At 60.7% G+C, this 14,861-nt stretch carries 12 protein-coding genes; 6 read left to right on the top strand and 6 right to left on the bottom strand.

From position 1 onward, the window contains the following. Positions 1 to 6: 6 nt before the first annotated feature. Positions 7 to 852, bottom strand: a complete 846-nt coding sequence (folD, locus tag GTP27_RS04330) for a bifunctional methylenetetrahydrofolate dehydrogenase/methenyltetrahydrofolate cyclohydrolase FolD (protein WP_161037943.1) — start codon at positions 850 to 852, stop codon at positions 7 to 9. A gap of 277 nt (positions 853 to 1,129) precedes the next feature. On the opposite strand from folD, the gene aceE reads away from it, so the two are divergent. The 3 genes from aceE to lpdA are packed head-to-tail and all read left to right on the top strand — an operon-like array spanning position 1,130 to position 7,281. Continuing rightward, on the top strand, positions 1,130 to 3,820 hold the full coding sequence (aceE, locus tag GTP27_RS04325) for a pyruvate dehydrogenase (acetyl-transferring), homodimeric type (RefSeq protein ID WP_161037942.1): 2,691 nt from the start codon (positions 1,130 to 1,132) through the stop codon (positions 3,818 to 3,820). A 29-nt stretch (positions 3,821 to 3,849) separates the two neighbouring features. Continuing rightward, positions 3,850 to 5,502, top strand: coding sequence for a dihydrolipoyllysine-residue acetyltransferase (gene aceF, locus GTP27_RS04320; protein WP_161037941.1), 1,653 nt, complete (start codon positions 3,850 to 3,852; stop codon positions 5,500 to 5,502). Positions 5,503 to 5,511: 9 nt separating this feature from the next. Continuing rightward, complete coding sequence (lpdA, locus tag GTP27_RS04315; protein ID WP_161037940.1) at positions 5,512 to 7,281, top strand: dihydrolipoyl dehydrogenase; 1,770 nt, start codon at positions 5,512 to 5,514, stop codon at positions 7,279 to 7,281. A gap of 80 nt (positions 7,282 to 7,361) precedes the next feature. On the opposite strand, the gene GTP27_RS04310 is transcribed toward lpdA, so the two are convergent. From GTP27_RS04310 to GTP27_RS04295, 5 genes are all read right to left on the bottom strand, one after another. Next, entirely contained in the window at positions 7,362 to 7,775 is a 414-nt protein-coding gene (locus tag GTP27_RS04310) for a type II toxin-antitoxin system VapC family toxin (RefSeq protein ID WP_161037939.1), read from the bottom strand. Positions 7,776 to 7,780: 5 nt separating this feature from the next. Beyond that, positions 7,781 to 8,011, bottom strand: a complete 231-nt coding sequence (locus GTP27_RS04305; protein WP_161037938.1) for an AbrB/MazE/SpoVT family DNA-binding domain-containing protein — start codon at positions 8,009 to 8,011, stop codon at positions 7,781 to 7,783. 75 nt (positions 8,012 to 8,086) lie between these two features. After that, a complete protein-coding gene (locus GTP27_RS04300; RefSeq protein WP_161037937.1) occupies positions 8,087 to 9,379 on the bottom strand; it encodes a M20/M25/M40 family metallo-hydrolase in 1,293 nt (430 codons plus the stop codon). A gap of 115 nt (positions 9,380 to 9,494) precedes the next feature. Then, the gene (locus GTP27_RS23570) at positions 9,495 to 9,677 is read right to left on the bottom strand and encodes a hypothetical protein (protein WP_202416582.1); all 183 of its coding nucleotides are present in this window, start codon (positions 9,675 to 9,677) and stop codon (positions 9,495 to 9,497) included. A gap of 47 nt (positions 9,678 to 9,724) precedes the next feature. Beyond that, positions 9,725 to 10,468, bottom strand: a complete 744-nt coding sequence (locus GTP27_RS04295; protein ID WP_229633375.1) for a TetR/AcrR family transcriptional regulator — start codon at positions 10,466 to 10,468, stop codon at positions 9,725 to 9,727. Positions 10,469 to 10,571: 103 nt separating this feature from the next. Between GTP27_RS04295 and GTP27_RS04290 the strand changes: the two genes are divergently transcribed. Genes GTP27_RS04290 through GTP27_RS04280 form a run of 3 tightly spaced genes read left to right on the top strand, consistent with a single transcriptional unit; the run spans position 10,572 to position 14,850 of the window. Beyond that, complete coding sequence (locus GTP27_RS04290; protein WP_161037936.1) at positions 10,572 to 11,705, top strand: HlyD family secretion protein; 1,134 nt, start codon at positions 10,572 to 10,574, stop codon at positions 11,703 to 11,705. Positions 11,706 to 11,716: 11 nt separating this feature from the next. Then, positions 11,717 to 13,318 (top strand): DHA2 family efflux MFS transporter permease subunit, encoded by a 1,602-nt coding sequence (locus GTP27_RS04285; protein ID WP_161037935.1) that lies wholly within the window; start codon positions 11,717 to 11,719, stop codon positions 13,316 to 13,318. Between the two features lie 59 nt (positions 13,319 to 13,377). Beyond that, a complete protein-coding gene (locus tag GTP27_RS04280; protein ID WP_161037934.1) occupies positions 13,378 to 14,850 on the top strand; it encodes an efflux transporter outer membrane subunit in 1,473 nt (490 codons plus the stop codon). The last annotated feature ends 11 nt before the right edge of the window (positions 14,851 to 14,861 follow it).

Raw genomic sequence — 14,861 nt, 5'->3', positions numbered from 1 at the left:
TAATCTTTAGGTGCGTTCGGCCGCTTCAACCGTGTTCATCAGCAGCATGGTGATGGTCATCGGACCCACACCGCCCGGTACTGGCGTGATGTGCGAGGCGACTTCCTTCACACCGGCGAAATCGACGTCGCCGCACAGCTTGCCCGCGTCATCGCGGTTCATGCCGACGTCGATCACGATGGCGCCCGGTTTCACCATGTCTGCCGTCAGGGTGTTGCGACGGCCTACCGCTGCGACCACCACATCGGCCTGACGGGTGTACAGGCCCAGATCCGGCGTCGCGCTATGGCAGATGGTGACGGTGGCATTGGCTTGCAAGAGCAGCAGCGCCATCGGCTTGCCCACGGTGTTGCTGCGGCCGATGACGACGGCGTGTTTGCCGCGCAGATCCACGCCCGTGCTTTCGATCAGTTTCATGCAGCCGTAAGGGGTGCATGGGCGGAAACCTGCCAGACCGGTCATCAGTTCGCCCGCGCTCAGCACCGAGTAGCCGTCCACGTCCTTGCTGGTGGAAATGGCTTCGATCACTTTGTGCGGGTTGATGTGCTTAGGCAGCGGCATCTGCACGAGGATGCCGTGGATGGCCGGATCGACGTTGAGCGCGGCGATACGTTCGAGCAGCGCGGCTTCCGTCAGATCGGCAGGGTATTGCTCCTTGAGCGAGTAGAAACCGGCATCTTCGCAGCCTTTGACCTTGTTGCGCACATACACGTGGCTGGCTGGATCATCGCCGACCAGAATCACGGCCAAGCCGGGTTGTTTTCCTTCAGCGGTCAGTTTGGCAGCACGTGCAGCAATTTCAGCGCGCAGTTTTTGGGAGAGGGCGATTCCGTCGATCAGTTGAGCAGTCATGATGTGGGCAGAGTGAGGATGGAAAGAGAGGGAAAGCGTGATTATAAGGCCGCAGCGCCCATTGCGCCGCGTTTCCTGCACGATCAGGTGCTGCGGCGCACAAGTTTTTCATAGTGAAATTTCACAATATAAAATCTCATATCGTAATTTGAAAAAGCGGAAAAGTGCTGTTAGAATCCGCACACGGCTTAGTAGTATTGGTAAATAATCAGCGTAAAAACCCTTTCGGTGCCGCAAGATCGGGCCCCTACAGACTCAGACTCAGGAGACTTCATACATGTCAGCTCAACTTGACCAGGTTACGGTAAGCACCGACCCGGACGCGCAGGAAACTAAAGAGTGGTTGGACGCACTGGCCGCAGTGCTGGAACAAGAGGGCCCCGAACGTGCTCACTACCTGATGGAACGTCTGATCGATCTGGCCCGTCAGGCTGGCTCCGACATTCCTTTCTCCGCCAATACGGCCTACGTCAACACCATTCCTGCCCATCTGGAAAACCACTGCCCGGGCAATCTGGAATACGAAGAAAAGCTGCGCTCGTGGATGCGCTGGAACGCCATGGCCATGGTGGTCAAGGCTAACCGCGCTGACGGCGACCTCGGTGGCCACCTGTCCTCGTTTGCCTCGCTGGCCAATATGCTGGGCATAGGCTTCAACCACTTCTGGAAAGCGCCGAGCGAAAACCATGGTGGCGACCTGCTGTACATTCAGGGCCACTCCTCGCCGGGCGTGTACGCCCGCGCCTTCCTCGAAGGCCGTCTGAGCGAAGACCAGCTGACCAACTTCCGCCGCGAAGTCGATGGCAAAGGTCTGTCGTCCTACCCGCACCCGAAACTGATGCCGGACTTCTGGCAGTTCCCTACCGTGTCCATGGGTCTGGGCCCCTTGATGGCCATCTATCAGGCACGCTTCCTGAAGTATCTGCACGCCCGTTCGATCGCCGATACCACCGACCGTAAAGTTTGGGCCTTCTGCGGCGACGGCGAGATGGACGAGCCGGAATCGATGGGCGCGATCGGCATGGCCGGCCGCGAGAAACTGGACAATCTGGTCATCGTGGTCAACTGCAACCTGCAGCGTCTGGACGGCCCTGTGCGCGGCAACGGCAAAATCATTCAGGAACTGGAATCGGACTTCCGCGGCGCCGGCTGGAACGTGGTCAAAGTCATCTGGGGGCCGGGCTGGGATGCGCTGCTGGCCAAGGACAAGGAAGGCATCCTGAAAAAAGTAATGATGGAAACCGTCGACGGCGAATACCAGAATTACAAAGCCAAAGATGGCGCCTACGTGCGCAAGCACTTCTTCGGCAAGCATCCTAAGCTGCTGGAAATGGTCGCCAACATGACCGACGACGACATCTGGCGTCTGACCCGCGGCGGTCACGATCCGCACAAGATCTACGCTGCCTTCAAGGTCGCGCAGGAACATAAAGGTCAGCCTACCGTGCTGCTGGTGAAAACCATCAAGGGCTTCGGCATGGGCAAACACGGTGAAGCACGTAACACCGCTCACCAGACCAAGAAACTGAGCGACGAAGCTGTGCGCGAAATGCGCGACCGCTACTCGATCCCGATTCCGGACGATCAGCTGGCCGACATTCCGTTCTACAAACCGTCCGACGACGCACCGGAAATCAAGTACCTGCACGAGCGCCGCAAAGCGCTGGGCGGCTACCTGCCTGCGCGCCGCGTGAAAGCTGACGAAACGCTGGTAGTGCCGCCACTGTCGTCGTTCCAGAACGTACTGGAAGCGACGCCGGAAGGCCGCGAAATTTCGACCACTCAGGCCTTCGTGCGTATCATCACCGCGCTGCTGAAAGACCAGAGTCTGGGTCAGCGCGTGGTGCCGATTCTGGTGGACGAATCGCGTACCTTCGGTATGGAAGGTCTGTTCCGCCAGATCGGTATCTTCAACCAGCAAGGTCAGTTGTACGAGCCAGTCGATAAAGATCAGGTGATGTACTACCGCGAAGACAAGGCCGGCCAGATTCTGCAAGAGGGTATCAACGAAGCCGGTGGTATGAGCTCGTGGATCGCTGCGGCGACCTCGTACTCGACCAACAACCGCGTGATGATTCCGTTCTTCACCTACTACTCGATGTTCGGTATGCAGCGTATCGGCGATCTGGCCTGGGCTGCCGGCGACATGCGCGCTCGCGGCTTCATGATGGGCGGTACCGCTGGCCGTACCACGCTGAACGGCGAAGGTCTGCAGCACGAGGACGGCCATAGCCACCTGTTCGCTGCCGCGATTCCGAACTGCCTGCCGTACGATCCGACCTTCTCGCACGAAGTGGCCGTGATCATTCAGGATGGTCTGCGCCGCATGGTGACGGAACAGGAAGACGTGTTCTACTACATCACCATCATGAACGAGAACTACCCGCACCCTGGCCTGAAAGCCGGTCAGGAAGAGGGTATCCTGAAAGGCATGTACCTGCTGCAGGAAGGCGACAAAGCCGCCAAGCAGCGCGTGCAGCTGATCGGCTCGGGCACCATTCTGCGCGAATCCATTTTCGCTGCCGAACTGCTGAAAAACGACTGGAACATCGCCGCCGACATCTGGTCCGCTCCGTCGCTGACGCTGGTAGCGCGCGAAGGTCAGGATGCCGAACGCTGGAATCTGGTCAACCCGACCAAGCCACAGCGCGTGCCATACGTGACCCAGCTGCTGCAGGGCACCGAAGGTCCTATCGTTGCCACCACCGACTACATGCGTCTGTTCGCCGAGCAGATCCGCGCCTACATGCCTAAGGATCGTACTTACCGCGTGCTGGGCACCGACGGTTTCGGCCGCTCGGATAGCCGCGTGAAGCTGCGCGAATTCTTCGAAGTGAACCGCTACTACATCACCGTGGCAGCGCTGAAATCGCTGGCCGAAGAAGGCAAGATCGACGCCAAAGTGGTGGAGCAGGCTGTTGTCAAATACGGTCTGGATCCGAACAAACCAAATCCGGTGACCCAGTAATCCGCTAAAAAAGATACGGAGCAAACGCTATGAGCATTGTGGAAGTTAAAGTCCCGGATATCGGTGATTTCAAGGAAGTGGAAATCATCGAGCTGATGGTTAAAGTCGGCGACACCATCAAGGTCGATCAGTCGCTGATCACCGTCGAATCGGATAAAGCCAGTATGGAAATCCCTTCCTCCGCCGCTGGCGTGGTGAAGGAAATCAAAGTTAAAGTCGGTGACAAGGTTGCCGAAGGCTCGCTGCTGCTGATGGTGGAAGCGGATGGCGCGGCGGCTGCACCTGCGGTAGCAGCACCTGCACCAGCCGCTGCAGCTCCAGCTCCGGCCCCTGCGGCGGCTGCGCCAGCACCGGCTGCCGCTCCTGCTGCGGCCGGTCCGGTGGAAGTCACCGTGCCGGACATCGGCGACTTCAAGGAAGTGGAAGTCATCGAAGTCATGGTCAAAGTAGGCGACACCATCAAGGTCGATCAGTCGCTGCTGACGGTGGAATCGGACAAGGCCAGCATGGAAATCCCTTCGTCGCACGCCGGCGTGGTGAAAGAAATGCGCGTCAAGGTCGGTGATAAGGTCGGCATGGGCAGTGTAGTGCTGGTGGTGGAAGCGACTGGCGGTGCTGCTGCACCGGCCGCCGCTGCACCGGCTGCTGCCCCTGCTGTAGCCGCACCAGCGGCGGCCGCCGCGCCTGCCCCTGCTGCCGCGCCAGCCGCCGCAGCCTCGCAAGGCTCGGTACAGACCAGCAAACTGGCGCACGCTTCGCCTTCGATCCGCAAGTTCGCCCGCGAACTGGGCGTGGATCTGGGCAAAGTGGCAGGCACCGGTCCGAAAGGCCGCATCACCCAGCTGGACGTGCAGAGCTACGTCAAGGGCGTGATGGCTGGCAGCGTGGCCGCACCGGCCGGCGCTGCTGCCGGTGGTTCGGTAGGTGGTGGCGGCAATTTCAGCGTGCTGCCATGGCCGTCGCTGGACTTCAGCAAATTCGGCGAGACCGAACTGCTGCCGCTGTCGCGCATCAAGAAGATTTCCGGTCCTAATCTGCACCGCAACTGGGTACAGATTCCGCACGTTACCCAGTTCGACGATGCCGACATCACCGATCTGGAAGCGTTCCGCGTCGAGACCAATAACGCCAATGCCAAGAACAAGGATGCGGCCAAGCTGACCATGCTGGCCTTCGTGATCAAGGCTTCCGTGGCCGCACTGAAGAAATTCCCGACCTTCAATGCCTCGCTGGACGAGAAGGGCGAGAACCTGATTCTGAAGAAGTACTACAACATCGGCTTCGCTGCCGATACGCCGAATGGTCTGGTCGTGCCGGTGGTGAAAAACGCCGATCAGAAATCGGTCTCGCAGATCGCCCGCGAAATGACGGAACTGTCGGCTCAGGCGCGCGAAGGCAAGCTGAAACCGACCGATATGCAGGGTGCAACGTTCACCATCTCGTCGCTGGGCGGCATCGGTGGCACCCACTTCACGCCTATCGTGAATGCGCCGGAAGTGGCGATTCTGGGTCTGTCGAAAGCGTCCATCAAGCCGGTATGGGATGGCAAAGCCTTCCAGCCTCGCCTGATGATGGGTACTTCGCTGTCCTACGATCACCGCGTGGTCGATGGTGCGATGGGCGCCCGCTTCTCCGTGTACCTGAGCGAAGTGCTCGGCGACATGCGCAAAATTCTGCTGTAAGGAGCGACTATGAGCACAGAAGTAAAAGTGCCGAATATCGGCGACTTCGCAGAAGTAGAAGTAATCGAAGTGATGGTCAAGGCGGGCGACACCATCAAGGTGGACCAGTCGCTGGTGACGGTGGAATCGGACAAGGCCAGTATGGAAGTGCCTTCCTCGCACGCAGGTGTGGTGAAGGAAGTGCTGGTCAAGGTTGGTGACAAGGTCAAGGAAGGCGTAACCCTGCTGCTGGTGGAAGCGGGCGCAGGCGCCGCCGCTCCGGCTCCGGCCGCTGCTGCACCGGCTCCGGCCGCTGCGGCGCCAGCGGCAGCTGCGCCTATCGTGGCGCCGGCTGGCAGCAGCTACAGTGGCCAGATCGATATCGACTGCGACATGATGGTGCTCGGTGGCGGCCCTGGCGGCTACTCGGCAGCTTTCCGCGCGGCCGATCTGGGCATGAGCACCGTGATCGTCGAGCGTTTCAGCACGCTGGGCGGGGTCTGCCTGAATGTAGGCTGTATTCCGTCGAAAGCGCTGTTGCACGTGGCATCCGTGATCGATGAAACGGCCCATATGTCGAACACTGGCGTAACCTTTGCCAAGCCGGCCATCGATATCGATCAGGTACGCAAGTATAAGGAAGGCGTGATCGCCAACATGACCAACGGTCTGGCCGGCATGGCCAAGGCGCGCAAGACCCAGATCGTGCAGGGTGTTGGCCAGTTCCTCAGCGCTAACCACATCGAAGTCACCGCGGCTGACGGCAGCAAGAAAGTGGTGCAGTTCAAGCAGGCCATCATCGCTGCAGGTTCCTCGGTGGTGAAACTGCCGTTCGTACCGGAAGATCCGCGCATCGTCGATTCGACCGGCGCGCTGGAACTGCGCCAGATTCCGAAGCGCATGCTGGTAATCGGCGGCGGCATCATCGGTCTGGAAATGGCGACCGTGTATTCGACCTTCGGTGCGCGCATCGACGTGGTCGAAATGATGGACGGCCTGATGCAGGGCGCTGATCGCGACGCCGTCAAAGTCTGGCAGAAGTACAACGAGAAGCGCTTCGATAACGTCATGACCAAGACCAAGACGGTGGCGGTTGAAGCGCTGCCGGAAGGGATCAAAGTCACCTTCGAAGCGGCCGAAGCGGGTGCTACCGCGCCTGCTCCGCAAGTGTACGATCTGGTGCTGGTGGCCGTGGGCCGTAGCCCGAACGGCAAGAAGCTGGCAGCCGACAAGGCTGGCGTGATCGTCACCGACCGCGGCTTCATTCCGGTCGACAGCCAGATGCGCACCAACGTGCCTAACATCTTCGCCATCGGCGATCTGGTGGGGCAGCCTATGCTGGCGCACAAGGCCGTGCACGAAGCGCACGTGGCAGCGGAAGCTGCTGCTGGCCAGAAGTCGCACTTCGATGTGAAGGTCATCCCGTCGGTGGCGTACACCGATCCGGAAGTGGCATGGGCGGGCATCACCGAAGACGAAGCCAAAGCCAAGGGCATCAAGGTCGAGAAGGGCCACTTCCCATGGGCAGCTAGCGGCCGCGCTGTGGCCAATGGCCGTGCCGAAGGCTTCACCAAGGTGCTGTTCGACGCTGAAACCCACCGCATCATCGGCGGCACCATCGTCGGTACCCATGCGGGCGACATGATAGGCGAGATCGCGCTGGCCATCGAAATGGGCTGCGACGGCACCGACATCGGCAAGACCATCCACCCGCACCCTACGCTGGGCGAATCGATCGGTATGGCTGCGGAAGTGTACGAAGGCACTTGTACCGACCTGCCGCCACCGCGCAAGCGCTAAGCAATCGCGTTACGCATCAAACCAAAAGCCGGGATACGTTCATACGTTCCCGGCTTTTTTATATACTTAACCGGTCAATGCTAGGGCAGTTTGACAGTAGGTGTTAATTTGAGTGCACGTACGCGGCGCGCAAATTTTCGATCGTCGAAAGTGAGCATACTAGTGCAGTGTAAATAGCTGGCATGATGCAGAGCATCCGCAAACGACAGTCCAAGTAAATGATTGCGCAGTGCCTGCATAATTGCTGGTCTGTCTTCGATGGTAATTTGTGGCTGGCTAAGCAAATGCTGTATGACGGCTGTGCTGGCGCTGCAGTCCAGTCCATAGTGATGGCGCATTAGCCATTCCAGTTCGATTATGACAGTCTTGCATACGGCCAGTGCAGTTCCTGATTCGAGCACGTTTAGTGCTTGCAATCTCTGACGCTGAGCCTCCGCGTCGGCCTGATCCGCAATGTAATAGCGTGCCAGCACGTTGGTGTCGAGGCCTATCATTTTTGTCAGATGCCAGTGTGGGGATCGATAGATGACATCTGGCTACTTATCAGACCGTAGCCGCTATTAATGGTGGTTGTGAGTTCTGGCAGACAGCTTGCAGTGATGCGTAGCTCTATCTGGTAACCGTTAATAACGCATTGAACTTCGGCACCTTCTTTGATACCGTACATTTCACGGATGTGAGCCGGAATGGTGATGCTGCCATCACGATTGACCACAGTACAGGCTGCCATGATCACTCCTTGTTCGAATGATCATGGTAACACCGTATTGGATGCCGAGTTTGCGCGAATCGTGCTGTGCTTAATTTATCGGGTCAGGCGGTACAGCAGCAGGGCGGTGCGGATGGTGGCCCGCTCGATCGAGGCGATTTCCAGCTCTTCGTCGGGCGAGTGGGTGCCGCTGCCGGTGGCGCCCAGACCGTCCAGACTGTCGAGCATGGGCGCGACGAACTGGATGTCGCCGGCGCCCCGTTCGCCCGGCGGGAAGGCAGGGATTTCGCCCAGTCCCGCATCGGCGCTGGTCTGCGAATAGAGTTTGAGCAGGGCCAGATTGCCGGGCGTGGGCGACATCGGCGGATAGTGTTCGTGGAATTCGATGCTGGCGCTGGTGCCGGGCAGGCTGGCCGCAACAATCGCGTGCATTTTGGCGTGGGCGCGGTCGCGCTGCTCGTAGTTCAGGTAGCGCAGGTCGCCTTTGACGGTGGCATTCGGTGCGATGATGTTGTTCTTGCCCGCCACCTGCGCGCGGCTGCCCTCGGTGCTCACGCCGGTGCCGCCCGCGATCAGGCCCGGATTGAAGGTCAGGTCCGGCTCCATCACCTGCTGGCGGAAGCCGTCGAGGATACGCGCCGCCTCGTAGATGGCGCCATAGCCGGCCTGCTCGCTGAAGATGCCGCTGGAGTGGCCCTGTTTGCCCTTGACCTTGACCTCCCATTCGGACGAGGCACGCCGGCCTATGGTGCCGGTATCCTCGCCGCGTTTATTGCGCGCAGTGTTTTCGAACGCCAGCGCCAGATCGCTGTGTTTTGCCAGTGCCTGCATGTCGGCACGCGAGATGTCGATCGGATCGCCCGCGTTTTCTTCGTCGCCGCTGAAGATGATGCTGATGCGGGTGTTGTCGAGCGCACCGACGCGTTGTAGCGCATGCAGGGCCTGGATCAGGATCACGTCGCCGCCCTTCATATCGGTGACGCCCTGACCGCGTACCCTTCCGCCGTTGCGCTGCCACAGCGCGACCGGACTATCCTTTTCGAACACGGTATCGAGGTGGCCGATCAGCAGTAAACGCTTGCCCTGCTTGCCGTCGCGCGTGGCGATCAGGTGACCGGCGCGCTGTACGCTGGCCGGCATGTCGGCCCAGCGGGTCTGGAAGCCGAGTTCGTCGAACTGGGCGCGGAACAGGGCACCGACGGCCCGCACGCCGTCGTGGTTCATGGTGCCGCTGTTGATGTTGACGGCGCGCTCCAGCAGTTGCAGGCCCTGTTCATTATGGGCCTGGACTTCGGCGACGATGCGCTGTTCGATGGGGGAGAGGGGCGCCGCCTGCACGGTGGCATAGGCCAGCGTGAGGACGGCAAACGCGATCTGCTTCAGGCTCATGGGCGCTCCGTCTAGGTATAGTGAAGGATGCCCTAGCATAGCACTGTCCGTGTGCCATGTTGTCGCCTGATTGCAGCCGCAGGGGAAGCTTAGTTGATGGTCTTAGTTGATGGTCTTAGTTGACGGTGAACTGGGCGGGGATTTCAATGCCGCCGCTGCGGGCTGCCTCTGCGTAGGCTTGCAGTTGCGCGATCACGGCATCCAGCTGTTCCTGACCGGGGTTGGCCTGAAACGATTTAATGCGCTCGTTCATGAGCGTTACCTGTCTACTCCAGTCCAGTCGATTCGCTTTGCTCATATATCTGCTCCATGTAAAAAAAGCAGTATAGACCAAATGATAAATTTTTACATCGCCCGCTGCTGCACGCCGTGCAGGAACAGCTCCAGCCCCTGTTTGACACGGGCCTGACGTACTTCCAGCGGCATCCCCGTGTCCTGCGGGAATAGCAGACTGCACATGCCGTCACCGAGCACGCAGTTGAGCAGATGGAAGGCCAGTACGTCGCTGGAGAACTCGCTGCGCAGCTGGGCGCGGATTTCCGGCCGGTCGAAGTAGCGTGCCAGCTCCTCGCGGGTGCGTTTGGGGCCCGCTTCGTAGAAAGTCTCCGCCAGTTCCGGCGAAGTGCGCGATTCGCCCACCACCATGCGGTATAGCTGGTTGGATTTGGGCTGGGATAGCAGTTCCAGAAAGCGCAGCGAGAAATCGGACAGTACCTGCTGCATTGGCCGCTTATCGGTTTCCATGCTCTGCATGTCTTCGAAAAAGTGCGCGCGGCCATTGCCGATCACGGCTTTGAGCAGTCCCAGCTTGCCGCCGAACTTGACGTAGATGGTGCGCACCGCCACGTGCGCTTCGCGCGCAATCATCTCCAGACTGACATTCGAATAGCCTTTTTCGAGGAACAGGCGGCCAGCCGTCTGCAGCAGGGCCAGCTGGCGGGCTTCCTTGTCGGCTGCGCGCGGGCGGCCGGCACTCTTGCCGCTGCATGGCGTGGCGCCGGTCTGGTCGGTAATTTCCTCGGAGTAATCAGTTTCGTCGAGGGCGTGGGCGTTCATGATCATGATGGTAGTGAGCTTCGATGCCTTCATCGTAGTGCAAAATAAAATGAAATGCAATCGTTTCATTTCTTGACTTTGCCCAAAAAAAGGCCATAATGCACCTCTCTCATTTCATTTTTTATTGGAGCAGCACATGTCCACTCAGCAAAATCAGGAACAGAAAGTGCTCAGCGCTGTCCCGGCCGCCCCGGCCGCGACGCCGCCTGCCAACCGCCGCGTGGTGGTGATTGCCGCCGTGATCGGTCTGGTCGCGCTGGCACTGGGTGGCCGCATGTGGTACCGCAGCCATTACTACGTCGAGACGGAAAATGCCTATGTAGCGGGCCATGTACACAATGTGTCGGCGCGTATCGCCGGTACCGTGACCAAGGTGCTGATCGACGATAACCAGATGGTGCATGCCGGCGATGTGATCGCCGAACTTGATCCATTTGATCAGCAGGTGAAAGTGGAGCAGATCCAGGCGCAGATCGGTTCGGTGGAACAGCAGATCGCCCAGGCCGATGCCCAGATCGCTCAGGTGCAGGCGCAGGCCAGTGCCGCCGCAGCGCAGGTGGCCCAGTCGGAAGCCCAGCTGGTGCGCGCCAAGCAGGATGCCGACCGTTTCGGCCAGCTGTATAACAGCCAGATGAAAGCCGTGTCGAAAGCCGAACTCGATGCCGCCGTTGCCGCCCGCGCCAGCGCCACTGCCGATGTCACGGCACGCAAGGATAGCGCGGCTGCCGCCAAGGCCCAGATCAGCGCCGCCCACGCTGCGCGCGATGTGCTCAAGGCGCAGGCTTCGGTGCTGCGCGTGCAGCTCAAGGACGCCCAGCAGCAGCTGGCCTACAACCGTGTGCTGGCACCCGTCGATGGCCGCATCGGCAAGCGTACGGTGGAAGTGGGCCAGCGCGTGACGGCTGGCCAGCAGCTGACCGCCATCGTGCAGGAAAACGTCTGGCTGACGGCGAACTTCAAAGAGACCCAGCTGGCCGAGCTCAAGCCGGGCCAGGAAGTGAAAGTCACCATCGATGCTCTGCCGGGCAAGGAACTGATCGGCAAAGTGGACAGCTTCGCGCCAGCTTCGGGCGCCCAGTTTGCCCTGCTGCCGGCCGATAACGCCACCGGTAACTTCACCAAGATCGTCCAGCGCGTACCGGTCAAAATCGTGTTCCAGCCGGAAGACGTGAAAGCGCTGAGCGGCCGTCTGGTACCGGGCATGTCGGCCATTGCGGAAGTCTCGCTCAAACATTCCGGCGCTGCGGCCGACGCTAAAGCTGCCCACTAAGGAGCCGCCTCATGGCTAGCACAACCCACGATACGCCCAAGCCGTTTGCACCGCCGGCGCCGGGCGAGAAGGTGAGCGCCCGCACCTGGATGGCGGTGGCAGCAGGGATGCTGGGCGCCTTCATGGCGGTGCTCGATATCCAGATCACCAATTCCTCGCTCAAGGACATCCTTGGCACGCTTTCGGCCACGCAGGAAGAAGGTTCGTGGATCGCCACCGCCTATCTGGTGGCCGAAATCATCATCATCCCGATGACGGGGCTGATGACGCGCGTGTTCGGCATGCGCGCTTATATGATGGGCACCACCTCGCTGTTCCTGCTGTGTTCCACGCTGTGCGGCTTCGCCTGGAACCTGCCCAGCATGATCGTGTTCCGCATGATGCAGGGCTTTACCGGCGGTGCGCTGATACCGATGGCGATGACGCTGGTGATGGCCAAGCTGCCCGCCAGCAAACGCGCCACCGGTATGGCGATCTTCGGCCTGACCGCTACGCTGGCGCCGTCCATGGGCCCGACCTTCGGCGGCTATCTGAGCGAGCTGTATGGCTGGCCTTCGATCTTCTACATCAACTGGGGCCCGGGCCTGCTGCTGATCGCCGGTATTGCGCTGGGACTGGACAAGGAAAAGCGTCAGCTCAACCTGCTCTACAACGCCGACTGGCTGGGCATTGCCTTCATGGCCGTGGGGCTGGGCAGCCTGACCATCTTCCTCGAAGAAGGCAATAGCAAGGACTGGTTCGAATCGAGCTTCATCATTAGCTTTGCCGCGCTGGCGATTATCGGCCTGCTGGGCTGGGCCGTGACGGGCGCGCTGCGCAAGCAGCCCTTCGTCAATCTGGGCCTGTACGGCCAGCGTAACTTCTTCGCTGCCACGGCACTGTCGATGGCGATGGGCATGGGCCTGTATGGTTCGTCCTTCCTGCTGCCGCTGTATCTGGGCCAGATCGCCGGTTACTCGCCCATGCAGATCGGCGAAGTGATCATGTGGGCCGGCCTGCCACAATTGTTCATCATGCCGTTTGTGGCCAAGCTGTCGTCCAAGGTGGATAACCGCATCCTGTGTACTTTCGGCCTGCTGCTGTTCGGCGGCTCCTGCTTCATGAACGCCTACATGGATGCCACCACCGGCTATGACCAGCTGCTGCTGTCGCAGATCGTGCGGGCGCTGGGCCAGCCCTTCGTGATGCTGACGCTGTCGAACTTTGCCATGAACGGCATCCAGCCCAAGGACATGCCGTCGGCTTCGAGCCTGATCAACATGACCCGTAATCTGGGTGGTTCCATCGGCATCGCTCTGCTGGCGACGGCGCTGACCTCGCGCGAGCATTTCCACTCGCAGCGGCTGGGTGAATCCGTCACCAGCTTTGCTGCGGCCACGCAGGAACGTCTGGCGGCGCTGACGCAATCATTCCTCAGCCGCGGCTTCGATACGGCGACGGCCAGCGATATGGCGCTCAAGGCCATCGACGGCATTGTGCGGCGCGAGGCTTATGTGATGGCCTATAACGACGGCTTCTTCCTGGTCGGCGCCGTGCTGTTTGGCTGTATCGGCGTGCTGTGGTTCTCGGACAAAGTAAAAGCCCCTTCGGGTGGCGGTGGTGGTGCGCACTAGGCGGTCTGTCCAGACCCGCGTGCAGTACCCGACAAATCAAATACAAGTGAGGTAACACTATGTTCCATTCCGCTTTCCAGCGTCTGACTGTGGCCACTGCCGTTGCGCTGGCCGTTACCGGCTGCGCCACGGTCGGTAGCGACTTCTCCCCACCGCCTGCCGTAGCTGATGCCAGCTTCCGCCATCTGGCGCCTGCCGCCAGCAGCGAAGCACGCCTGCCGGCACAGTGGTGGACGGTATTCAATGACGCCACGCTGGACCGTCTGGAGCAGACAGCGCTGCGCGACAACCCCGGCGTGAAAGCCGCAGCCCAGCGGCTGGTGCAGGCGCTTGAACAGGCTGGCGTAACCCGTTCCAGCCAGCAGCCGCAGATCAATGCCCGCTCCTCGATCGGCAATTCGCGCAGTTCGGCCGAGACCTCGCAAGGTCTGGCGCTCGGTGGACGCTCCATCAAGGGGAATGATTACCAGGTTGGCGTGGGCTTGTCCTATGAAGTGGACTTGCTGGGTCGCGTACGCCGTCTGGTGGAAGCTTCCGACGCACAGGCACTGGCTGCCGAGGCCGACCGCGATGGCGTGCTGTTGCTGCTATCCTCGCAGGTCGCTACCACCTACTGGCAGTTGCGCGGTCTGGATGCGGAAATCGCCATTCTGAACAATGCGCTCGACACCCGTCGCGAATCGGAAGAACTGGTGACGGCACGCTTTAATGCCGGCCTGTCGAACGAGCTCGATGTATCGCGCGCCCGTATCGAACGCGCCAATGCGCAGGCCGATCTGCATGAAGTGCAGCGTCAGCGCAATCTGCTCGCACACAGTCTGGCCACGCTGGTGGGTGCCAGCCCGGCAGCGCTGCAATTGCCAGCCAGCGGCGCTGGTGTGAGCCTGCCGCAGCCGCCGGCGATTCCGGTCGGTCTGCCGGCCAGCCTGCTGGCCCAGCGTCCCGATCTGGCAGGCAGCGTGGCGACGCTGCGTTCCGCCAACGCACAGGTAGGCGTGGCCGAAGGCGCGTTCTATCCTTCCATCAGCCTGACGGGCAACTTCGGCTTTGCTTCGGAGAGCCTGCAAAACCTGAGCAAAGGCGGTGCGCGCCAGTTCAGCGCCGGCCCGCTGGCTCTGTCGCTGCCGCTGTTCGATGGTGGCCGCAACAAGGCCAATCTGGCTGTGGCCAAGGCGCGCTATGAAGAAGCGGTGGCTAACCACCAGAGCAAACTGCTGACGGCCCTGCGCGAAGTGGAAGATGCGCTGTCCGACGTACAGCAGCGTCAGTTGCAGGGTGAAGCGCAGGCGGCTTCGCAGGTGGCGGCAGCACGCGGCTATCTGGTAGCGCGCGCCCGTTACGAGCGGGGCGTATCGACCTATCTGGATGTGACCGATGCCCAGCGCAGCGCGCTGGCAGCAGATCGCGCCGCCGTGCAGATCAGCACCCAGCGCCTGCTGTCCGCCGTGTCGGTGGCCCGTGCATTGGGCGCAGGCTGGCAGCCATCGGCGCAGCTGGCGCAGGTAGCCCAGAACGGCACGCTGCCCCGTTAAACGGCACCAGC

The organism is Duganella qianjiadongensis (assembly GCF_009857915.1).
Lineage (GTDB): Bacteria > Pseudomonadota > Gammaproteobacteria > Burkholderiales > Burkholderiaceae_D > Rugamonas > Rugamonas qianjiadongensis.
Note: the sequence above shows the minus strand (reverse complement) of the source record. Positions and strands in the feature narration are given on the sequence as shown.